General features: G+C 63.0%; 20 protein-coding genes. 11 read left to right on the top strand and 9 right to left on the bottom strand.

Going from position 1 to position 22496, the window contains the following annotated elements; all coding sequences use genetic code 11:
- Nucleotides 1-222 precede the first annotated feature (222 nt).
- From LPW39_RS05555 to LPW39_RS05585, 7 genes are all read left to right on the top strand, one after another.
- A complete protein-coding gene (locus tag LPW39_RS05555; RefSeq protein ID WP_230772007.1) occupies nucleotides 223-1119 on the top strand; it encodes a 3',5'-nucleoside bisphosphate phosphatase in 897 nt (298 codons plus the stop codon).
- Nucleotides 1120-1168: 49 nt separating this feature from the next.
- Nucleotides 1169-1804, top strand: coding sequence for an L-threonylcarbamoyladenylate synthase (locus LPW39_RS05560; RefSeq protein ID WP_021026320.1), 636 nt, complete (start codon nucleotides 1169-1171; stop codon nucleotides 1802-1804).
- A gap of 279 nt (nucleotides 1805-2083) precedes the next feature.
- Nucleotides 2084-2740 (top strand): site-2 protease family protein, encoded by a 657-nt coding sequence (locus LPW39_RS05565; RefSeq protein ID WP_230772009.1) that lies wholly within the window; start codon nucleotides 2084-2086, stop codon nucleotides 2738-2740.
- Between the two features lie 42 nt (nucleotides 2741-2782).
- Nucleotides 2783-4075 (top strand): tryptophan--tRNA ligase, encoded by a 1293-nt coding sequence (locus tag LPW39_RS05570; protein ID WP_230772010.1) that lies wholly within the window; start codon nucleotides 2783-2785, stop codon nucleotides 4073-4075.
- Nucleotides 4076-4232: 157 nt separating this feature from the next.
- Nucleotides 4233-4940, top strand: a complete 708-nt coding sequence (locus LPW39_RS05575) for a response regulator transcription factor (protein ID WP_230772012.1) — start codon at nucleotides 4233-4235, stop codon at nucleotides 4938-4940.
- A gap of 121 nt (nucleotides 4941-5061) precedes the next feature.
- Nucleotides 5062-6780 carry a FecR domain-containing protein gene (locus LPW39_RS05580; protein ID WP_230772014.1) on the top strand — a complete coding sequence of 573 codons (1719 nt, stop codon included), beginning with the start codon at nucleotides 5062-5064 and terminating at the stop codon, nucleotides 6778-6780.
- Nucleotides 6781-6840: 60 nt separating this feature from the next.
- Entirely contained in the window at nucleotides 6841-9192 is a 2352-nt protein-coding gene (locus LPW39_RS05585) for a CHASE2 and HATPase_c domain-containing protein (protein WP_230772016.1), read from the top strand.
- Between the two features lie 8 nt (nucleotides 9193-9200).
- Here the strand turns inward: LPW39_RS05585 and LPW39_RS05590 are convergent, their stop codons facing one another.
- The 5 genes from LPW39_RS05590 to LPW39_RS05610 form a co-directional block, all read right to left on the bottom strand.
- A complete protein-coding gene (locus LPW39_RS05590) occupies nucleotides 9201-10343 on the bottom strand; it encodes an MFS transporter (RefSeq protein WP_407928801.1) in 1143 nt (380 codons plus the stop codon).
- Nucleotides 10344-10632: 289 nt separating this feature from the next.
- Nucleotides 10633-11874, bottom strand: a complete 1242-nt coding sequence (hemW, locus tag LPW39_RS05595; RefSeq protein WP_230772020.1) for a radical SAM family heme chaperone HemW — start codon at nucleotides 11872-11874, stop codon at nucleotides 10633-10635.
- Between the two features lies 1 nt (nucleotide 11875).
- The gene (locus tag LPW39_RS05600; RefSeq protein ID WP_230772021.1) at nucleotides 11876-12511 is read right to left on the bottom strand and encodes a non-canonical purine NTP pyrophosphatase; all 636 of its coding nucleotides are present in this window, start codon (nucleotides 12509-12511) and stop codon (nucleotides 11876-11878) included.
- 144 nt (nucleotides 12512-12655) lie between these two features.
- Nucleotides 12656-13495 (bottom strand): PP2C family protein-serine/threonine phosphatase, encoded by an 840-nt coding sequence (locus LPW39_RS05605; RefSeq protein ID WP_230772023.1) that lies wholly within the window; start codon nucleotides 13493-13495, stop codon nucleotides 12656-12658.
- Complete coding sequence (locus LPW39_RS05610) at nucleotides 13492-14484, bottom strand: serine/threonine protein kinase (protein ID WP_230772025.1); 993 nt, start codon at nucleotides 14482-14484, stop codon at nucleotides 13492-13494. The genes LPW39_RS05605 and LPW39_RS05610 overlap by 4 nt, the downstream gene beginning before the upstream one ends.
- A gap of 72 nt (nucleotides 14485-14556) precedes the next feature.
- Here LPW39_RS05610 and LPW39_RS05615 point away from each other — a divergent pair, with 72 nt between their 5' ends.
- The 4 genes from LPW39_RS05615 to LPW39_RS05630 all read left to right on the top strand — a co-directional run bounded on the left by LPW39_RS05615 (nucleotide 14557) and on the right by LPW39_RS05630 (nucleotide 18668).
- Nucleotides 14557-15468 (top strand): YicC/YloC family endoribonuclease, encoded by a 912-nt coding sequence (locus LPW39_RS05615; RefSeq protein WP_230772027.1) that lies wholly within the window; start codon nucleotides 14557-14559, stop codon nucleotides 15466-15468.
- 14 nt (nucleotides 15469-15482) lie between these two features.
- On the top strand, nucleotides 15483-16121 hold the full coding sequence (gene gmk, locus LPW39_RS05620) for a guanylate kinase (protein WP_230772029.1): 639 nt from the start codon (nucleotides 15483-15485) through the stop codon (nucleotides 16119-16121).
- Nucleotides 16121-16324, top strand: coding sequence for a DNA-directed RNA polymerase subunit omega (gene rpoZ, locus LPW39_RS05625; RefSeq protein ID WP_021026333.1), 204 nt, complete (start codon nucleotides 16121-16123; stop codon nucleotides 16322-16324). The genes gmk and rpoZ overlap by 1 nt, the downstream gene beginning before the upstream one ends.
- A 100-nt stretch (nucleotides 16325-16424) precedes the next feature.
- Complete coding sequence (locus LPW39_RS05630) at nucleotides 16425-18668, top strand: RelA/SpoT family protein (RefSeq protein ID WP_407928789.1); 2244 nt, start codon at nucleotides 16425-16427, stop codon at nucleotides 18666-18668.
- An 81-nt stretch (nucleotides 18669-18749) separates the two neighbouring features.
- On the opposite strand, the gene greB is transcribed toward LPW39_RS05630, so the two are convergent.
- From greB to LPW39_RS05650, 4 genes are all read right to left on the bottom strand, one after another.
- Nucleotides 18750-19310, bottom strand: a complete 561-nt coding sequence (gene greB, locus LPW39_RS05635; RefSeq protein WP_230772031.1) for a transcription elongation factor GreB — start codon at nucleotides 19308-19310, stop codon at nucleotides 18750-18752.
- Between the two features lie 98 nt (nucleotides 19311-19408).
- A complete protein-coding gene (locus tag LPW39_RS05640; RefSeq protein WP_230772033.1) occupies nucleotides 19409-20920 on the bottom strand; it encodes an amidase in 1512 nt (503 codons plus the stop codon).
- Nucleotides 20917-21870: a Bug family tripartite tricarboxylate transporter substrate binding protein gene (locus LPW39_RS05645; RefSeq protein ID WP_230772035.1), complete on the bottom strand. Its 954-nt coding sequence runs from the start codon at nucleotides 21868-21870 to the stop codon at nucleotides 20917-20919. Before LPW39_RS05645 ends, LPW39_RS05640 begins: the two co-directional genes overlap by 4 nt.
- Complete coding sequence (locus LPW39_RS05650; protein ID WP_230772037.1) at nucleotides 21867-22466, bottom strand: TetR/AcrR family transcriptional regulator; 600 nt, start codon at nucleotides 22464-22466, stop codon at nucleotides 21867-21869. The genes LPW39_RS05645 and LPW39_RS05650 overlap by 4 nt, the downstream gene beginning before the upstream one ends.
- Between the last annotated feature and the right edge of the window lie 30 nt (nucleotides 22467-22496).

The following is a 22496-nucleotide window of genomic DNA, read 5'->3' on the forward strand; positions in this document are numbered from 1 at the left end:
AGTGTATTCCTGTTAAAAACCCTAGTAAAAAACACAAAACGTCGAGATGCATTGTTATTTTCGTCAAATCGGCGAAACAATGACAATTTAAGGGTTAATACTGACATTTCAGAGACAGCCCAGGGCCGGAATACCCGCGATACCCCCGGATGCTGCGCCGGGTCTGACACGCGGCCCCTGGCTCGCGGCCTACAATGGACTGATATTGCTGTAGCCAAATTCATGCCAGACATGTTGAACGCCGATCTGCACTGCCATTCCACGTTTTCCGACGGCACCCTGAGCCCGGAAGCGCTGGCGCAGCGTGCGCGCGAGCGCGGTGTGCAGCTGTGGGCACTGACCGACCATGACGAAGTCAGCGGCCTGGACCGGGCGAGTGCTGCGGCCGCGCAGCAAGGGCTGGCGTTTCTGAGCGGTGTGGAGGTGTCAGTGAGCTTTGGTGAAACCACCGTGCATATCGTCGGCCTAGGTTTTGACTGGCACCATGCCGGCTTGCGCGAAGGTCTGGCCCGCACGCGGGGCGGCCGCGAGCAGCGCGCCCGCGAGATGGCCGCCGGCCTGGAGAAGGTCGGTATCGGCGGCGCCTATGAAGGTGCGCTGCGCTATGTGGGCAACCCGGATTTGATCTCGCGCACGCACTTTGCCCGCTTTCTGGTCGAAACCCGGGTCTGCCGCGATCCGGCGGAGGTGTTCCGCCATTACCTGGTCGAGGGCAAGCCCGGCTTTGTGCCCCACCGCTGGGCGCGGCTGCAGGATGCCGTGCAGTGGATCGTGCAAGCGGGCGGCCTGGCCGTCATCGCCCATCCTGCGCGCTACCACCTCAATGGCGGGGAGGAGCATGCGCTGTTCTCCTCGTTCAAGGACTATGGCGGCCAAGGGGTGGAAGTGGTCACCGGCAGCCACTTTCCACACGAGTACGCCATCTACGCAGACCTGGCCAACAGCTTTGGCTTCTATGCCTCACGGGGCTGCGATTTCCACAGCCCGGGCGAATCGGGTACCGATTTTGGTGCCCTGCCCCCGCTGCCCCATGGCGTAGCCCCCGTCTGGCAGGCGCTGGAGGGGCGCATCCTGCACCCCACCAACCCCAACCCGCCGCCGCAGGCCGCTGTCCATTGAAGGAAGTGCCCCGCAGCAGCTCCACGATAACAAGCGCAAAAGCTAGACCATGGCCCAATATTTCGAGGTTCACCCCGACAATCCCCAGCCCCGCCTGCTCAAGCAGGCAGCCGCCATGCTCAAGGACGGCGGTATTCTGGCTGTTCCCACCGACTCCAGCTACGCCTTTGTCTGTGCGCTGGACAACAAGCAGGTGGTGGACCGCCTGCGCCGCATTCGTCAGATTGACGACAAGCGCATGCTCACCTTGCTGTGCTGTGATTTGTCACAACTGTCGAGCTATGCGATGGTGGACAACCACCAGTTCCGCATGCTCAAGCTGGGCACGCCGGGGCCTTTTACCTTCATTCTGGATGCCACCAAGGAAGTGCCGCGCCGCATCAGCCACCCGTCGCGCAAGACCATTGGCCTGCGGGTGCCTGACAACAAGGGCCTGCTGATGCTGCTGGAGCTCCACGGCGAGCCGCTGCTGTCCACCACCTTGATCCCGCCCGGCGAGACCGAGCCGCTCAACGACCCCGAAGAGATCCGCGAGCGCTTTGAGTCGCAGATCGAGCTCGTCGTCAATGCCGGGCCCTGCCCGCTGGAGCCGACGACGATTGTCGACTTGACCCCCATGGGTACCGGTGGCGCACCCGTGGTGGTGCGCGAAGGCCGTGGGCCACTGGCGCAGTTGGGCTTGTAGAGTGCATGAACCGCCTCCATCTGTTGATGTAGGAGGCCCACAGCGTCCATCGGCTCACCCTGCACCTGGCGGAAGGGATGCGCACGGAACCAAGGCGGCCGTCGTCTTTTGCAGTCAGTAGCAGACTATTGGCTGGAAGGACCACATGGCAAGTCGACCGAGACCGCATTCAGACTAGCGCAGGGAGTTGGGCAGAGGGCTCTTGGTGAATCTGTTAGGCTTGGGCCCGCCTGTGTGCCTTCCGGCCATAGCTTTACTTTGCTCTGCGACCTTCGATCCGTGAACCCTGACCTGATCCAAAACATCCTGATCTTTGCATTGCCCGTGCTGTTTGCCATCACGGTGCATGAGGCTGCCCACGGATACGTGGCGCGCCACTATGGCGACAACACGGCCTATATGCTTGGACGCATCACGCTCAATCCTTTCAAGCACATCGACCCCATTGGCACCATCGTGATGCCACTGGCGCTGTACTTCGTCACCAGCGGCGCTTTTGTATTTGGCTACGCCAAGCCGGTGCCGGTGAACTTTGGCAACCTGCGCAACCCTAAGCGCGACATGATCTGGGTAGCGCTGGCCGGTCCCCTGACGAATTTTGCCCAGGCCATCATTTGGGCGCTATTGCTGGGCATCTTGGCGCTGACGGGCATCAACGAGCCGTTTTTCATCAAGATGTGCTATGCCGGCATTTCGGTGAACTTGGTGATGTGGGCGCTGAACCTGTTTCCGCTCCCGCCGCTCGATGGCGGCCGGGTGCTGGTCGGTCTGCTGCCATACAAGCAGGCTGTCACGGTGTCCAAGATCGAGCCTTATGGCTTCTTCATCGTGATGGGCCTGATCATCAGCGGCGTGCTGGGCACGTTGTGGATGACACCTTTGATCAGTGTCGGCCGCAGCTTGATCAGTCTGATTTTGCTACCTTTTTCTGGCTAAGGCCTCAGGCCTTTGGCAGCTGTTTTCTCGCGTTTTCCTGTTATGACCAAGACACGTTATCTCACTGGCATCACCCCTTCTGGAACGCCCCACCTGGGCAACTACGCCGGCATGATGCGCCCGGCCATCGCTGCCAGCCGCACAGGCGATGTGGAGAACTTCTACTTCCTGGCCGACTACCATGCGCTGATCAAGTGCCAGGATCCCGAGCGCGTCAACCGCTCGACGCTGGAGATTGCAGCGAGCTGGCTGGCAGCGGGCCTGAACCCCGAGCACGTCACCTTCTACCGCCAGTCGGACATCCCCGAGATTCCCGAGCTGACCTGGTTTCTGACCTGCGTCACCGGCAAGGGCGTGCTCAACCGGGCCCATGCCTACAAGGCGGCGCAGGACAAGAATGCCGAGTCCGGCAAGGAAGGCGATGACGGCGTGACCGCAGGCCTGTTCATGTACCCGGTGCTGATGGGCGCCGACATTCTGGCCTTCAACGCCAACAAGGTACCGGTAGGCCGCGACCAGATTCAGCACATCGAGATGGCGCGTGACATGGCATCGAGTTTCAACCACTTGTATGGCGAGCATTTTGTGCTGCCTGAAGCGGCGGTGGACGACAACGTCGCAACCCTGGCCGGCCTGGACGGCCGCAAGATGAGCAAAAGCTACGACAACACGATCCCGCTGTTCTCCACGCAGGCCCAGCTCAAGAAGTTGATCGGCAGCATCGTCACCGATTCGCGCGCACCAGGTGAGCCCAAGGATGTAGAGGGCTCGGCGCTGTTCCAGATCTACCAAGCCTTTGCCACTGCTGAAGAAACGGCAGCGCTGCGCCAGGCGTACGCCGAGGGCATTGCCTGGGGCGATGCGAAGACCTTGCTGTTCGAATGCATTGACCGCGAGATCGCTCCGTTGCGTGAACGCTACAACTACCTGATGGCACACCCCCAGGAAGTGGAAGCTATTTTGCGCAAGGGTGCAGAGAAGGCGCGTACATATTCGGGCCCTTTACTACACAAGTTACGTGCTGCTGTTGGCCTGCGGCCACTGACCACAGCCAGCACGGCCGCTGCGCCCAAGGCTGCTGCCAAGCAAGGCGGAGCTGCTTTCAAGCAGTACCGCGAGAAGGATGGCAAGTTCTACTTCAAGCTGGTGCGTGCGGACGGCGCATTGCTGTTGCAGAGCCAGGGCTTTGATGCCCCCAGGGAAGCAGGCGCAATGATTGCCCATTTGCAAGCTGCGCCGCAGAATCTGCAGAGCGCGATGGACAACTTGCAGTTGGGTGACAGCTTTTCACTTTCTGACGTGCAGTTGGCACTGAAAGAGATAGCCGAGAGTTAAGAGACTGCCTATACTGCATTTGCAACCAATTGTTGAAGCTGTCACCGTAGTGGCAACTTACCCGTTTAACGCAGTGTGGAGTCAGTGATTCAATTTGCTTTTATTATCGAACCATCGAATAAAAGCAAGCTATTGAGCTTTGTGGGAGTGAGCTGTTATGAGAATTGTGGCACTGGATGATGATCTGGTGGTGTTGGATATGCTCTCCAAAACCATGGAGGCGGAGGGCCACGCCTGTACGACCCATTCCTCTGGCGCCTCTTTGATCAAGGACATGCGCCGCGAGACCTACGACCTGCTGATCCTGGACTGGCAGTTGCCAGACACCACGGGTCCGCAGGTGGTGCGTTGGATTCGGGAGAACGTCAACCAGGAGTTGCCGGTGCTCTTCATCACCAGCCGCCATGGCGAGGCCGACATCGTTGAGGGCTTGGAGTCTGGCGCGGACGACTTTATGATCAAGCCTTTGCGCGTGGCCGAGTTGGTGGCGCGCGTGCGTGCGCTGCTGCGCCGCGCCTACCCGGCAGCCACCAAGGGCGTGCTGGAGTTTGGTCGCTACAAGTTCCTTTCCGATTCGCGCGCCCTGGAGGTCGACGGCAAGTTGGTCGAGCTCAAGAACCGCGAGTACGACCTGGCGCTGTTCCTGTTCCAGAACATGGGCCGCCTGCTGTCGCGCGACCACCTGCGCGAAATCATCTGGGGCCAGAACTCCGATGTCATCTCGCGCTCGCTGGATACCCATGTGTCGCGGCTGCGCACCCTGCTGGATTTGAGGCCGGAGAACGGATTCATCATCACGGCGGTCTATGGTGTCGGCTACCGGTTTGAGGCCGTCAAACCGCTATCCGAGGCGCAGCCTGAATAAATTTTCTGCCGTTGAATGCAGCGCGGTTTACGGCCAACACGCCACACGTGTTGGCCGTATTTACTCTGCGGCATGCAACGGCCCCGCCAGACTTCAGGGTCTGGCTGCAAGGAGAGCCATTTTGTTTCTTTCTCGTCTGCCGTTTTCTGCTGCCGTTTTGCTGGCCTTCGGCGTGGCCGCCCCTGGTCTCGCACTGGCGGCATCGGCAGACCAGTTGCCCGATATCCGACACACTGTGCAAAGCGGGGATACGCTGGAGGCGGTGGCCAAGCGCTACCTGAAAGACCCGCAGCAGTGGCGCGCCGTGGGCACGCTCAACGGCGTCAAGGATCCGCTGCGCCTGCCCATTGGTTCGGTCATCGTCATCCCTGCCAACATGGTGGGTTACCAGGAAGTGACTATCAGCCATGTCAAGGGTATGGCGCGGGTGCGCTCGCCGCTGGCTGGTGGCGACTGGCAAAGCGCAGTATCCGGCACGATCCTGACAGAAGGTGATGAGCTACAGGTGCCCGCCGGCAGCTTTGTGACCTTGCGCTTTGCCGATGGCAGCTCCGTGCGCATCAATGAGAACTCCGAACTCAAGCTCAGCGAGCTGCGCAAGAACAACCGCACCGACGAACAGCAATCGGTGCTGGACCTGAGCCGTGGCGGACTGGAATCCCACGTCACGCCGGTGATGGACCAGCGCCGCAAGCGCAAGTTCGAGATCAAGACCCCGATGGCCACCACCAGCGTGCGCGGCACCGTGTTCTCGGTCAGCGTGACGGATTCGGGCAATGCCATCACCGCCGTTGACAAGGGCGTGGTGCAGGTGCAGGGCCGCCCCGCTGCGCACCATGCCCAGCAACAGGCTCTGGTCAATGCGGGATCGGGTGTTGCGGTGCAGGCCAGCGGCCAACTCGGCGCGACCGTTGCGCTGCTCGAAGCCCCCAGCCTGCAGGCCAATCCGGCCGTATTCGAAGATGCGAATTTTCTGACCCTGCAGGTGGGTGAAGTGCCACGCGCCAAGCAGTACGGTGTGCTGCTGGCATTGGACCCCGAGCTGTCCCGCGTGATCCTGCGCCAAAGCCACGCCAGCCCGACCTTCAAGTTCGAGGCTGTGCCCGATGGCACGTACTATTTGAGCGCCCGCGCCATTGACGAACAGGACATTCCGGGCAAGCCAGCCACGCAGACCATCAAGGTCAAGGCCACCCCGATTCCGCCGCTTTACTCCAGCCCTGTGCCAGAAGGCCTGATCGGCCTGTCCGATGGTGAGCTGCTCTGCACTGAAGGCGGCTCGGACATTGCCGGCTACCGCATCCAGGTCTCGGCCAGCCGGGACTTCTCGCAAATCCTGCAGGACAGTGGTGTGGTGGACAAGTGCCAAGCCAGTGTGGCCAGCTTGGGCGTGGGCAGCTATTTCTGGCGCACGGCCAGCGTGCGCAAGCTGCCCGATGGCAGCCTGGATCAGGGGCCATTTGCGCAGCCCCAGGCCTTCAAGACTGGCAGCAACCCCAGCACCTTGGGTGCCGATGCGCTGAACGCAGGCGAGGCCAGCGCACCCAATCTGCTGCATCTGTCCTGGCCGGCAGAGCCCGGCCAGCGCTTTAACCTGCAGCTGGCGGCGGATGCGTCCTTTGCATCCCCGCTGGCCACCGCTGAACTGGACCAACCAGACTGGACATCGGATGCACTGGTAGCAGGCGACTACTATGTGCGCATCCAGGTGCTGGACCCGTCAGGCCTCAAGAGCCGCTACTCCGAACCACGCAAGCTGACGGTGGAGCCATCGGTGATCACCGGCTCAGGCGGTGTGCTCAAGACCGGTGAAGGCAAGTCCGTTCTCAGCCCGCACTAAGGGCATGGCAACCTGGGCAGAGCGCATGCTGCAGCTCTGCCCCGCCCAATGAACCCGCCCATGGCCGCCCGCTCTTTCTCACTCAGCCGTACCCAGCTGCGTTGGCTGGAATGGCTGCTGCTGTCCGCGCTGCTGCTGGGCGCCGTAGCCTGGGCCAGCCTGCGCGACCAGCCCCGCATCATCAACACCTTTGTGCAGGACATCACCGGCTGGCTCAGCGCGCCCGCACCACGGGATGACATCGTCATCGTCGCCATCGATAATGCCAGCCTGCAAAGCGTGGGACGCTGGCCCTGGCGCCGCTCCGTGCATGCGCAGCTGATCGATCGCATCGCCGCTCAGCAGCCCAGGGCGCTGGGGGTGGATGTGCTGTTCAGCGAACCCGACCGGCAGCACCCCGAGGAGGATGTGCAGCTGGCACAGGCCATAGCCCGCGCCGGTAATGTGGTGCTGCCGGTGGACTGGCGCATGGCCAATGTGGACATTGGTGCCGAGCTGCCGCTGGCCAGCCTGCGCATGGCGGCGCGCCAGCTGGGCCATGTGAATGTGACCGTCGATGACGACGGCGTGATACGCCGCTACTTTGGCGCCCAGGGTGAGAACACCGGGCCCTGGCCGCACTTCAGCATTGCCATGCTCTGCGCCAGCGGCCAGAGCCATCCGCTGTGCCAGGGCACACGCCCGCCCGAGGCCGGCGAGCAGTGGGAGCAACGCTCGCCCGAGATCTTCAACTTTGCCCGGGGCGACCGGCCCTACACTATGTACTCGGCCGAGGACGTGCTGACCGGGCGCATCCCCGCAGACAGCTTTCGCGGCAAGTATGTGCTGCTGGGCGCCACCGCCTCCGGCCTGGGCGACTACTTTGCCAGCCCGGCGCGGCCGGCATCCCGCCATATCGCGGGGGTGGAGCTGATTGCCCATGCGCTGGATTCGCAGCTGTCGGACCAGCATGTGCATGCCGCATCGCTGCAGGGCAATATGGCGGTCAACCTGGCCGCCATCGTGTTGGCCTTGATGGCCATTGCGCTGCTGGGCCCGATGGCAGGCCTGCTGGCTCAGGGGCTGGTCGCCGCCGGCCTGCTGGCGCTGTGCCTGGCGCTGCGCAACTTTGCCGGCCTGCAGCTGGCGCCCGGTGCGGCGCTGGTGGGCCTCTTGGTCATCTACCCGATCTGGAGCTGGCGGCGCCTGAGCGCGGCGGCCCAGTTCCTGCAGCAGGAGATGCACAACCTGCGCGCGGCGCTGGACACCACCAGCGCCCCGCAGCGCAACGGCATGCTGATGGACGATTTTCTGGAGCGGCGCATCAAGGCCGTGGAGACCGCCACCGACACCCTGCGCCAGATGCATGGCTTTGTGCGCGACACCTTGCGCCAGATTCCCTCGCCTACCTTTGTCGTCGACCCGCTGGGCATGGTCAGCCTGCACAATGCGGCGGCCGTCAACTACCTGCAAAACCTGGGTATGCCCAGCCTGGGTCTGATTGCGATCCAGTCTGCGCTCAACGGTATGCGCATCAGGGATTCGGGCCAGGTGCTGTCCTTTGCCAATGCCGAGCAGCTGCGCGCGCTGCCGGCCGAATGCGAGGTGCTGGACCGCGACGACCACGCCTGGCTGCTGCTGGCCGAGGCCTTTCGCGCGCCGGCACCTGCCGGTTGGCTGCTGATGCTGGTGGACCTGACCGAGCTGCACAAGGCACAGCAGCAGCGCGACCAGGCGCTGCGCTTCATCTCGCATGATTTCCGCTCGCCCCAGTCTTCCATCATCACCTTGCTGGAGATGTACAAGGAGTTTCCTGGCCAGATGAATGAGGGCGAACTGCACCAGAAAATCAACCGCCTGGCCCACCAGTCGCTGGAGATGGCCGAGAGCTTTGTGCAGCTTGCCTCCGCGCAGTCGCAGGCCATGCAGCCCCAGTTACTCAGCCTCGATGTGCTGCTGCAGGAGGCGGTGGACGATTGCTGGGCCAAGGCCTCGGAGAAAAAAATCCAGGTGCGCTACCTGCCCGGGGCGCTGGAGGCAGCCGAGACCGACATCGCCTGCTTCGGCGACCGCTCCTTGCTGCAGCGCTGCTTTGTCAATCTGCTCAGCAATGCCATCAAGTACAGCCCCAGCGGCACGGTGGTGGAGGCCAGCATTGCCGACGACGGGGAGTATTGGCTGGTGGAAGTGCGCGACCAGGGCTTTGGCATGACACAGGAGCAGCTGGACAAGCTCTTCCAGCCTTTCCACCGCTTTCACCAAAACAGCCAGCCACAGGTGGCCGGCATTGGCCTGGGCCTGAGCTTTGTGCAAACCGTGGTGCTGCGCCACCAGGGGTTTGTCAACGTGACCAGCGCAGTCAACGAGGGCTCGTGCTTCAGCCTGCATTTGCCCAAGGCGCCAGGCATGCAGCAGGAGCTGCCCTCCACTTAGAACGCTGCTCAGTGCAGCTCCTTGCCTTTGAGCTCAGGGATCAGCCACACCGTGGCCAGCGCATCCAGCACATAGATGGCGGCCAGAAGGCCAATCGCCATCTGGAAGGAGTACTGCGCGGCAATCGCACCGATCACCACGGGGCCAGCGCCACCCACGGCGCGGCCGATGTTGAACAGCACGTTCTGCGCCGTGGCACGCGCCTCGGTCGGGTAGGCCTCGCTCATCAGCGCGCCAAAGCCGCCCATCATGCCGTTGACGAACATGCCCATCACGGCACCGGCCCAGAGCATGGTGATCGGGTCATTGAGCTGCGAGTAGAACAGCACCATCAGCGCAGCGCCGGCCTGGAACAGCAGGAAGCTGGGCTTGCGGCCGATGCGGTCGGCCAGCTGGCCAAAGATCCAGATGCCGGCCATCATGCCCAGGATGGTGACGGCGGTCCACAGCGCAGATTTGGTCAGGTTGAAGCCCAGCTTGTTGGCCAGGAAGGCAGGCATCCAGATCATGATGCCGTAGTAGCCAAAGTTCTGCACCGAGGTGAGCACGGCAATGCCGACGCTGATGCGGGTGGTGGCGCGGTCCTTGACCAGCAGCTTGAAGCACTGCAGCACGGACTGCTTTTTCTCCTGGCTGCGCACAAACACCTCGGGCTCATGCAGGCGGTTGCGAATGAACCAGGCCACAAAGGCCGGGATGACGCCCACCAGGAACATGCCGCGCCAGCCGATATACGGCAGCAGCAATGGCGTCAGCAAGGCGGCGCCCAATACGCCCACCTGCCAGCCCAGCGCCACATAGGACGAGACACGCGCCCGGTAACGCGCCGGCCAGGCCTCGGCCGCCAGCGCCATGCCAATGCCGAACTCGCCACCCAGGCCGATACCGGCGATGGTGCGGTAGACCAGCAGGTCCCAGTAGCCCCGCGCAAAGGCGCACAACCCGGTGAACACCGCAAACAGCACGATGGTCCAGGTCAGCACGCGGATGCGGCCATAGCGGTCGCTGAGCATGCCGAACACAATGCCGCCAAAGACAGCGCCGATCAAGGTCCAGGTAACCAGGGAGCCGGCCTGGGCCGTGGTCAGCCCCAGGTCCTCACGGATGGCGCTGAGCATGAAGCCCAGGATCAGCAGGTCAAAGCCGTCCATGGCGTAGCCGACGGCCGAGCCGGCCAAGGCCTTCCAGCCATAGCGGTTGACGGTATCGGATGGAGGGGAGGCAGTGCCTGAAACGGCAGACCCGGCAGCGGAAGAAGACATGAAATGCGCTTTGTAGTAGGTTTTATGACCGCTGCGCCCACAAAAATGCCGCACAGACGGCGGCATGGTTTGCTCAGCAGCGGGCGCTATTGTGCGCGATATCTATACGCTCTGCGTAGGGCCTGCGCAGTCCACATATTGACTAGTCGGTAAAAAGTGGGGCGTTGGGCGCCCGCCTTCAGGCCAGGAACAGCTCCTGCAAGTCACTCAGAAAGTCAAAACCACGCTCTGTGGGGGTGACTTTATGGAAATCCAGCTTGATCAGGCCCTTGGCCTCGGCCTCGTGCAAGGCCTTGGCGATGGAGCTGAGCGGCAGGCCGGTGCGGTCCAGGTAATCCTGCAGCGCAAAGCCTTCGCGCAGGCGCAGTGCATTGAGCATGAACTCAAACGGCAGATCGGCGCGCTTGACCTCGTCGTCCTGCGCCAGCGCATTGCCCTGCAGCGCCTGGGCCATGTAGCGGGCGGGGTCACGCAACCGCACCTGGCGCACCACGCGGTGGGCAAAGCTCAGCTTGCTGTGGGCGCCCGCTCCAATGCCCAGGTAATCGCCAAACAGCCAGTAGTTGCTGTTGTGCACACAGGCGTGGCCCGGCCTGGCATAGGCCGAGACCTCGTAGCGCTGCATGCCGGCCTGCGTGGTGCGCGCGGTGATCTGGTCGAGCATGGCATAGGCCACATCGTCCTCGGGCACGGCCGGCGGGTACTTGGCAAAAAAGGTGTTGGGCTCGATGGTCAGGTGGTAGATCGAGATATGCGGCGGTGCAAAGCTCAGTGCCTTTTCCAGGTCGCGCTCCAGATCCTGGGCGGTCTGGCCCGGCAGCGCATACATGATGTCGAGGTTGAAGGTCTCGAAGCTGCTGGCGGCCTCTTCGACCGCAGCCATTGCCTGCGCGCCGTTGTGCACGCGGCCGATGGCTTCCAGAAAGCGGTCATCAAAGCTCTGCACGCCAATCGACAAACGGGTGATGCCAGCACTACGAAAGGCCCGGAAGCGGTCCTTCTCGAAAGTGCCAGGGTTGGCCTCCATCGTGATCTCGCAACCGGCCTCCACACGCAGACGCGCACGGATGGCCGAGATCAACCGGTCAATCGATTCCGGCGCAAACAGGCTGGGTGTTCCGCCCCCCAGAAAAATGCTGTGGATGCTGCGGCCCCAGATGAGCGGCAAGGCCTGCTCCAGGTCGGCGATCAGCGCATCGATGTAGCGCTCTTCGGGCACCGCATGGCGGCCGTCGCGCGCCTCGTGCGAGTTGAAATCGCAGTAGGGGCATTTCTTGATGCACCAGGGCAAGTGCACATAGAGCGACAGCGGCGGCAGGCTGGGCAACTGCAAGGTGCCCGGCCGCATGTAGTGCTGGATATCGCGCTGCACCACCTGCTCGGTGGGCTGCGCCGATTGCAGCGGAATATGCACGGCCATCTCAGTCCTTGGGGGCTGCGGCCACCATCGGCGTGCCGGCCAGCCAGCTGTCGCGCAGCAGCGCCATCATCAGGCGCGACGAGCGGCCCCGGTGGCTGTGCGCATGCTTGACCTCGGTGGCCATCTGCGCAAAGGTCATGCCCAGCTCGGGGATCAGCAGCACCGGGTCAAAGCCAAAGCCGCCCTCGCCCAGCGGCTCGGTCGTGATCTCGGCGGCCACGCGGCCCACGGCCACCAGCGGCTCCGGATCCTTGGGGTGGCGCACCGCCACCAAGGTGCTGACCATGGCGGCACGGCGGTCCGTCAGGCCCTGCATCTGCTCCAGCAGTGCGCGCACATTGTTGGCATCGCTTTTCTCGTAGCCAAACTGGGTGCAGTAGTAGGCGGTATCCACCCCGGGCAGACCGCCGAATGCCGCCACGCACAGACCGGCATCATCGGCAATGGCGGGCAGGCCGGTACGCTCGGCGGCAAAACGGGCCTTGGTCAACGCGTTTTCCAGGAAGGTGCCATAGGGCTCGGGCGCCTCGCCCTCCATCAACTCGCCTTGGGGCACCAGGGTGACGCCCAGCGGCTCGAACATGGCCTGCAGCTCGGCAAGTTTGCCCTGGTTGTTGGAAGCAAGAACGATTTTCATGGGTCAGCACCAGCCGCTGCGCCGGTATCACCCGCGCAGCCAGCTGCTTTTTAGAATGGAAAAAACAAGCATGGCGGCCTTGCGCCGCCATGCCAGGACAGGCTGGATTATCGGACCAGCGACAAAACGCAGTGCGTGCCGGGCTTATGTGGCCGCTGCGTCAGGCTTGGGGGACGCCTTGTCACCAGCCTCTGGCTCGGGCGCCGGCGGCAAGGTGTCGCTCACCGGATCCTCGGATTCAAAGCGCTCGGCACCGGGCATCTCCCACTCCATCGCCACCGCGGTGACGTTGTCGCTGGTAGCACCCGCCTTGCGCAGGGCCGCATCGATCAGGTCCGGAATGGCACGCGATACCGACTTGTTGGCCAGGTCGCGGGCAATCACCGTCTCGGAGACGCTGCTCCACAGGCCGTCAGAGCAGAGCATGATCCGGTCGCTGCGGTGCATCTCGGTGGGGCCTGCCACATCGAAGAACGGCCGCGAGGGGCTGCCCAGACAGGTGAACAGCACATTGCGGTTGAAACGATCGGGGTTGATGCTGGTCACGCCAGAGCCGCGCAGCTCCATATAGGAGTGGTCACGCGTGCGTGCCAGCACCTTGCCGTTGCGCACCAGGTAGAGGCGCGAGTCGCCGCAGTGCACCCACCAGATATTGCCATCCTGCACCACCGAGGCCACCAGGGTGGTGCGCGGTGGGTCATCCATGTTGTTGGCAATCGCGTACTTGAGGATATTGTGGTGCGCCGACAGCAGCGCGTTTTCAAGGAACTCGGCCGGGTCGTCCAGTTTGGGGCGGGCGAGGCGCTGAAAATCCAGCGACACGGTCTGCAAAGCCAGTTGCGCGGCCACTTCCCCTTCCGGATGCCCTCCCATGCCATCGGCCACGACAAAGAGACAGGCTTCCTTGGTATAGCTATACCCCATCCTGTCTTCGTTTTTTTCCCGCCCACCCTTGCGGCTGAGCTGGAAGACCGAGAACTTCATTTGGTTTGGCCTCCGCCCACGCGCTTTTTGGTATCGCTGACCAGCGAATCAATCGACATACGAACCTTCTCGGAGACGCTCAGTTTGGTATAGCGGCGCTCGTCTTCGCGCGCCAGCTCTTTTTGTAATAGGAACACCGATTGGGGCCGGGCCTGGGGATCGAGTGCCATGCACCACTCCACCAGCTCGATCAGGTTGTCCGAGTAAACACCGCGCACCTTGGACATCGCCAAGCTCAGGCGGTCCTTCTCCTGGCGCTTGGGCGCATCGTTGGGCGGAATGCCATGCATGCAGGCATAGATGCAGGCGCCAATCGCGTAGATGTCGGTCCAGGGGCCCAGCGCCATGTCGCGGCGGTACATCTCGGGCGCGGCAAAGCCGGGGGTGTACATGGGGCGGACAAAGTTGCCCTCCTTGCTCAACACCTCGCGCGCAGCGCCAAAGTCGATCATCACCGCCTTGTTGTCGTCGGTGATGAAGATGTTGGCCGGCTTGATATCGAGGTGCAGCATCTTGTGCTGGTGGACAATGCGCAGACCGCGCAGCACCTCGTCGAACAGCGAGCGGATGGTGGACTCGCGGAAGACCTTGGCTTCCTTCAGATCGCGGGCGGTCACGACGAAATCCTGCAAGGTGGCACCTTGCAGGTAGTTCATCACCATGTAGACGGTGTCGTTTTCGCGGAAGAAGTTGTAGACGCTGACGACCGAGGAGTGCGAGATCTGCGCGAGCGCACGGCCCTCTTCAAAGAAACTCTTGAGGCCCAGGCGGTACAGCGACAGCTTGTCGGGCTCGATGCTGGGCGACAGGGAACCGGGCGCACGCGTGGCCAGGCTCGATGGCAAATACTCCTTGATGGCAACCTGCTGGCCATCGGGCGCCAGCGCCAGATAGACCACCCCGAACCCCCCCGCCGATATGCGCCGCACGATCCGGTAGCCACCGATGACGGTATTGGCTGGCAGCGGCGCTGGCTTTACTTTTGACATAGTTTGATGAACAACGCAGGTATATGAGAAGCCTGATAATGAGCGCGATTGCAAGCAACCTCATACAGTCCTATGCCAGTTTACAGCATGACAGGCTATGCCTCTGTCCAGCAAAGCATCCCACCTGATGGTGACAACAATGCTCCCTCCCTCTGGCGCGTCGGACTGGAAATTCGCTCGGTTAACAGCCGATTTCTCGATTTATCTTTCAAGCTTCCGGAAGACCTCAGAAGCTGCGAACCACAGTTACGCTCTCTGGTAGATAATAGTCTGAAGCGTGGCAAGGTGGAAGTACGTGTACTGATCAACAGTGAACAAGCTTCCAGCGTGCCAGTCGCATCGCCCCGCCTGCTGCAGCAGCTGGGCAGCTTCCAGGACACCGTCAAGGCCTGGATGCCAGCGGCCCAGCCATTCAGTGTGGCAGAAGTACTACGCCTGAGCGGCAGTGGCAGCATCGAGCTGCCCGAGAACTGGGCCGAGAATGTCGCCGCGCTGTGCCAGCAAGCCCTCAAGACCCTGCTCGACGCCCGCCAGCGTGAAGGCAAGCGCCTGGCCGACATGCTGCAAGACCGCATCAAGCAACTGCGCCAACTGGCCGAGCAAGCCGAGCCTCTGATCCCCGAGCTGGTCAAACAGCAAAAGCAGCGCTTTCTGGAGCGCTGGCAAGAAGCGATGGCGCTGAGCGCCGGCAGCGTCTCGCCCGAAGCCGCCCAGGACCGTGCACTGACAGAAGCCACTGCCTTTGCGATCCGCATCGATGTGGCCGAAGAACTGACCCGCCTGCGCTCGCACCTGGAAGAAATCAGCCGCCTGCTGACCAAGGGCGGCGACATCGGCAAGCGTCTGGATTTCCTGATCCAGGAGTTGCACCGCGAGGCCAACACCCTGGGCTCCAAGTCCGCAGCGCTGGATCTCACCCGCATCAGCGTGGACATGAAGGTCCTGATTGAACAAATGCGCGAGCAAGTGCAAAACATCGAATAAGAAGAAGTCACACCATGGAATACCCCGGAAACCTCTTTGTCGTCTCGGCGCCCAGCGGCGCGGGCAAGTCATCCCTCGTCAAGGCCCTGCTGGAGCTCGACTCCCAGGTCTTTCGCTCCATCTCCCACACTACGCGCTCGCCGCGTGGTCAGGAAAAGCATGGCCGCGAGTACTACTTCGCCTCGCGCGATGACTTCGAGCGCATGGTCGCCTCCAATGCGTTTGTCGAGTGGGCAAATGTGCATGGCAACCTGTACGGCACCTCGAAGAAAGCCATTGAAGAGCGCCTGGCCAAGGGCACCGACATCGTGCTGGAGATCGACTACCAGGGCGCTTTGCAAATCAAGCAGAGCTTCCCCCATGCGGTGCTGATCTTCATCCTGCCGCCGAGTTGGGAAGAGCTGCGCTCGCGCCTGGAAAACCGTGGCGAGGACGCGTCCGACGTGATCGAGAAGCGCCTGAACAACGCCAAGGATGAGATGGCCCAGGTCCACAAATTCGACTTCGTTATAATTAACGAATTGTTCGAGCGCGCTTTGTTCGATTTGAAGGCCGTTGTACATTCACAACGCTTGCGCTATTCGGCCCAAAGGCGCGTTCGCAGCGAAATATTCTCGTCACTCGACATCCCTGTTACCCTGGAGAACTCCTGATGGCCCGCATCACCGTTGAAGACTGCCTCGACAAAATCCCCAACCGCTTCCAACTGGTTCTGGCCGCTACCTACCGCGCCCGTATGCTGAGCCAAGGCCACACCCCCAAAATCGAAAGCCGCAACAAGCCAGCCGTGACCGCGCTGCGCGAAATTGCTGCCGGCAAGGTGGGCCTGGAAATGCTGAAAAAAGTACCCGGCTGAGCCCCTGCGCATGCAACAAAATGGCACCGAATGGCGGTGCCATTTTTCTTGGTATTCACACAAATTTGTCATCGCACGCTACAGTTAAGGCGTGAAGTCCGTGTCCATCCCCTCCGCACCCGCCCAAGCCTCTGGCGTCATCGCTACCGCCGCAGCCAAGCCTGCCATGTCGTATCCGGTAGTGGTGAGTGCCTACGCCGAATTTCTGGAGAAGCTCGACTACCTCGGTGAAGCAGATCTGGCCCTGGTGGAAGAAGCCTTCGAGTTTGCCGCCACGGCCCATACCGGCCAGTTCCGCAGCAGTGGTGACCCCTACATCACCCACCCGATCGCGGTTGCCGAGATCTGCGCGAGCTGGAAGCTCGACGCCCAGGCACTGATGGCCGCGCTGATGCACGATGCGATGGAAGACTGCGGCGTCACCCGCGATGACATTGCCCGCCAGTTCGGCGACACGGTGGCGGAGCTGGTCGATGGCCTCACCAAGCTGGACAAGCTCCAGTTCAACTCGCGCGAAGAGAACCAGGCCGAGTCCTTCCGCAAGATGCTGCTGGCCATGGCACGCGATGTGCGCGTGATCCTTGTCAAGCTGGCCGACCGTACCCACAACATGCGCACCATGTCCGACATGCCGCGCAGCAAATGGGGCCGCATCTCGACCGAGACCATGGACATCCATGTGCCCATCGCCAACCGGCTGGGCATCAACCGCGTCTACCGGGAGCTGCAGGACCTGGCCTTCAAGCACCTCCATCCCTGGCGCCACGACACCCTGGTCAAGGCACTGGGCCGCTCGCGCAACCGCCGCAAGGATGTGGTCCAGAAGATCCATGCCGAGGTCGATTCAGCCTTTGCCAAATCCGGCATCAAGATCCGCCTGGGCAACCAGGAAAAAACGCTCTACGCCATTTACAAGAAGATGGATGGCAAGCGCCTGTCGTTTGCGCAGGTGACCGATTCCTACGCCGTGCGCGTCATCGTGCCCAACCTGATTGACTGCTACACCGCGCTGGGCGTGCTGCACCAGGTCTTCCGCCCGGTGCCATCCAAATTCCGCGACTACATCGCCAACCCCAAGTCGAACGGCTACCAGTCACTGCACACCACCTTGGTCGGCCCATCGGGCGTGAGCATGGATTTCCAGATCCGCACCGAGGACATGAACCTGGTCGACGAATACGGCGTGCTGACGCACTGGCTGATCCAGGCGCGGGCGATGCCCAATGGCGAGCAACCGGGCAACAAGTGGGTGCAGTCGCTGCTCGACATCCAGGACGAAACCCGCGACGCCCATGAGTTCTGGGACAACGTGCGCGTGGACCTGTTCCCCGACTCGGTCTATGTGTTCACGCCCAAGAACCAGATGCTCACCCTGCCCCGGGGCGCGACGGTGCTGGACTTTGCCTACGCCATCCACAGCAATGTCGGCGAGCGCACCCAGGGCGCACGTATCAACAACGAGCAGGTGCCGCTGAGCACGGTGCTCAAGAGCGGCGATGTGGTCGAGATCTCTACCTCGCCCGATGCCGCGCCCCATCCCTCCTGGCTCACGATTGTGCGCACGGGCCGCGCCAAATCCAAGATCCGCTACTACCTCAAGACCCAGGGCCAGAACGAAACCGCTGCGCTGGGCGAGCGCCTGCTGCTGCAGGCAATGCGGGCCGAAGGCATCTCGCAGCTGCCCGAGGACAAGGCCGTCTGGGAGAGCCTGCTGACCCGCCTGGAAGCGCGCAACAAGGTCGAGCTGTTCAACGACATCGGCCAGGGCAAGCGCATTGCGGTGTTTGCCGCCAAGCAGGTGGTCGACCTGCTGGCCGAGCAAGGCCAGCGCCCGGATGCGGTACTGCTGAGCCAGGAACGCTTCAAGACCGGCGCCGGCAAAGCGACTGCTGCACTGGTGCTCGATGGCTCGCCCAATGCCGCCGTCAAATACGCCAAGTGCTGCCGCCCGGTGCCTGGCGACCCGATTGCCGCCCACCTGGACCGCAATGCCGGCCTGGTCGTGCACAACGCGCAGTGCGCCGTCTGCAAGCGCCTGCTGGCCAAGGATGCCGAGCATTTTGTCGATGTGGAATGGGCTGACGAATTCGCCAGCGAGTTCGACACCGGCGTCGTGGTCACCATCAACAATGGCAAGGGCGTCCTCGGCAAGATCGCCGCCGAGATCGCTGCGATGGGCTCGGACATCACCCACATCACGATGGACGATGAAGTGGCCATGGACACGATGGCGCTGCGCTTTGTGCTGACCGTCAAGGACCGTGCACAGGTGGAGCTGCTGCTGCGCCAACTGGTCAAGCTGCCCTATGTGATCCGTGCGCACCGGGTGCTGCCGGTCGCTTGATTTTCTTCCGATACCGATCGGGGCCTCCCCAAAACACAAGCGCGCCTCAAAGGCGCGCTTGTGTTTTGGGAACGGGCCAGGTCAGGATGTCCCCGGTTCCGGGTACTGCACATCCAGCACCTCCAGCACCCGCACCCCGCCCGGCGTGGGCAGCTGCACCTCATCGCCAATGCGGGCCTTGAGCAGCGCGCGTGCAATGGGGGCCACCCAGCTGACCTGGCCCCGGCTGGCATCGGCCTCGTCAATGCCCATGATGGTGATCGCCTCCTCGCTGCCTTGCTCGTCGCAGTAATGCACCGTCGCGCCAAAGTACACCTGGTCGCTGCCATGGTGCACGCCCGGATCCACCACCTCGGCCGCTTCCATGCGCTTGGTCAGAAAGCGGATGCGCCGGTCAATCTCGCGCAGGCGCTTCTTGCCATACAGGTAGTCGCCGTTTTCCGAGCGGTCGCCGTTGCTGGCGGCCCAGTGCACCACCTCCACCACCTTGGGCCGCTCTTCGTCGATCAGCTGCAGCAGCTCCTGCTCCAGCGCGCGGTAGCCCCCAGGCGTGATGTAGTTCTTGCCGCCGGCAATCTTGGGCAGTTGCGGCAGATCGTCATCGTCGTCGTTGTCCGTCTCTTTGGTAAAGGCCTTGTTCATTCCGCTATTTAAACAAAGATTGGGGTGGCGCCCCGCCAGAAAGAAAAAAGCCTGCCACCGCCATGGCAGGCTCGCCTTCAGCGGGAGGACTCCCGTGCTTACACCGCTTGGCCCACGTTGGCCTGCGCGGCGCCCCCCAGCTCGGGCGGGTGGGTAACGATGCTGCGCAATTCGGGCCGGGGCTGGGCCAAGGCTGCCAGGTCGGGGCGGGGGCGGGCAAAGTCGCTGTTGTGCAGGCCCAGCTTCTCCACCGCTGCCGCCATCGCCAGCAGGCGGCCATCCTGGTGCAGCGGCCCAATCATCTGCAGGCCAAAAGGCATGCCCGCCTCATCACGGCCGCAGGGCAGGGACAGCGCAGGGTTGGTCGCCAGGGTCACCACATAGGTCAGGCTCAGCCATTCGTAGTAGTTGCGCTGGGTCTTGCCATCCACCTCGTGCGCATAGAGCTGCGTCCAGGGGAAGGGCGACAGCGGGGTCACCGGCGCCAGCACCAGGTCGTATTGCTCAAACGTGCGCTGGAACAAACGCTGGATGCGGGTCTGCGCCAGGTGCGCCCAGGCCCGGTCGCCCAGGCTGATGCTGGCAGCCATCTCCACATTGGCCAGCACATTGGGCCCCAGCGTTTCGGGGGCCGTGCGGTAGATATCGGCAAAGGCCGCGACAAAGCTCTCAGCGCGGATGATGTCAAAGCAGCGGTGCGCTTCTTCCAGGTTCCAGGGCAAGGCGTCCATGCAGGCGACTTCGCCGGCCAAGGCCTGCACCCGCTGGCCAAAGGCGCGGCGCACTACAGGGTCCACCGCGCAGGTGCCAAAGTCTTCGGTGTAGGCCACGCGCAGGCCGCGCAGGTCCATCTCCGGCACGGGCCAGACAGGGGCATGGCTCACGCCCATGCTCAGCGGGTCCATCGGGTGCGGGCCCATGCTGGCCTGCATCATCAGCGCGGTATCGGCCACATCCCGGCCCATGGGGCCCAGCACCGAGATGGCCGACCAGCCCAGCGGCCTGTCGTCATTGGCAATCAAGCCCGGTGAAGGGCGCAAGCCCACCACGCCGCAGAGCGCCGCCGGAATGCGCAGCGAGCCACCTGTGTCCGAACCGGTGCAGAGCGGAAACATATCGGTCGCCAGCGCTGCCGCCGAGCCGCCCGAGGAGCCCCCGGCATTCAGATCCGGGTTGAAGGGGTTGCCCGTAGCGCCCCAGACCGGGTTGCGGCTGTTGGCACCCGCACCCATGTCGGGCGTATTGGTCTTGGCCGTGATGATTGCGCCCTGGCCGCGCAGCCGGGCCACGAAGGAATTGTCTTTGACGGGCACATGGCCGCGCAGCCGCACATTGCCGCTGGTGGTCAGCAGGCCTTCGGTGGCCTGCAAATCCTTCACGCCCAAGGGCAGGCCATGGAGCAGCGGCAACTGGCTGCGCCGCCCCACCTGCGCCTCTGCCAGCTGGGCAGCGCTGCGGGCGCGCTCAAAATCAGTGGCGCAAAGCGCATTCACTGCCGGGTTGATGGCCTGCATGCGGGCGATGCAGTCATGAAGCAGTTCTACCGGCGAGATCTGCCGGCTCTGGATCAGGCTGCGCAGCTCGACTGCGCTGTGTTCTACCAAACTCATTGCGTGGCCAATCCCAGTTTGTCGATCAAAGGCTTCCAGACGGCGATGTCGCGCTCGGCAAAGCCCAGCACATCGGCAGGCTGGCTGCGCATCAGGGTCACGCCCATCTTGTCCATGCTGTTGGCATAGACCGGGTCGCTGTAGCACTGGTTGGTGGCATCGTTCAAGGCCTTGATCACCTCAGGCGGCGTGCCCTTCTTGGCCACCACCGCAATCCAGGAAGGCCGCGCCAGCACCGCCGGCCCACCGGCCTCGGCAATGGTCGGCACATCGGGCAGCACCGGCGAGCGCTGGCCGGCAAAAATCGCCAGCGGCACCAGCTTGCCGGCCTTGACCTGGGGCGCGGCCGTGTTCAGCACCAGGGTCATCGCCTGGATCTGCTGGCCCATCAGCGCTGTCAGACCTGCGCTCTCGCCCACAAAAGGCACATGGGTGGCGGGCCAGTGCATGGCATCGGTCAGCGCCGTGGTCAGCAAATGCGCAGGGCTGCCCTTGCCGGGCGAGCCAAAGTTCAGCCCGCCGGCCTGGGACTTGGCGACCTTCTCCAGATCGGCGAGCTTGGTCACGCCCGCGCCCGCCGGTACCACCAGCACCAGCGGGGACGAGCCAATCATTGCCACACCGGCAAAGTCCTTCAGCGGGTCATAGGGCATCTGCAGGTGCACATAGGGCGTGATCGTCATCTGCGACATGCCGATCGTCATCGCAAACGAGCCATCGGCCGGCTGGCCCTTGAGGTAGTTGATGGCCAGGATGCCATTGGCACCGGGCTTGTTCTGCACCACCACCGGGCGCCCCATCAGCCGCCCGGTGCATTCGCCCCATGCGCGGGTCATGGCGTCCGAGCCGCTGCCCGGCGGCTGCTGCGCGATCACTTGCAAGGGGTTCTGGGCGGCGGCGCCGAGTGCCCAGGCTGCCAGGCCGCAGGCAAAAAGGGATGCTCTGATCAAGGGGTCACCTCGCTGGAAAAAGATTGAAGAAGCAGGGACAGCTGCTGCAGTTGCTGGTCAATCGCCGCCGGGCTGGAGAACGGAGCGACCACGCCCAGGCCGCGCAGGCAGGACAGCACCAGCTGACAGCGCGCAGCCACACCGGGGGCGGATGCCCATTCGGGGAAGCTGCCGCACAGGCGCTGCTGCAGCTGGGTGTTGATGCGTTCGCGCTCGGCGCGGATATGGGCGACGATGCCCTCGTCGGCACGCACGGCCAGATAGGCCTCCCAGGCCACTGCAAAGCGCGGCTGGCCATAGAGCCGGTGCCAGGCCTCGTGCACAAAATGGTCGGCCCGCCGCCGCATGGACCAGCGCGGCGATGGCCAGAAGCTGTCGTCGGTATCGATCTTCTGCACCAGCCGCTGGATGATCTGCAGCATCAGAGCGGCCTTCGAAGAGAAATGGTGCTGTACCGCCCCGGTCGTCATCCCCGCGATACGGGCCACCTCGTGCATGGACAGGCTGGCGATGCCCTTGGTTTCCATCACCTCGAGCGCGGCATCCATCAGGCGCTCACGCGTCTGTTCACTTTTTATTTGGTGCAGGTTGGGCACAACGGGTCTCCTGAAACACATTATGCGTGT

Origin of the sequence: Comamonas koreensis, from assembly GCF_021026195.1 — a bacterium.
GTDB lineage: Bacteria > Pseudomonadota > Gammaproteobacteria > Burkholderiales > Burkholderiaceae_C > Comamonas > Comamonas koreensis.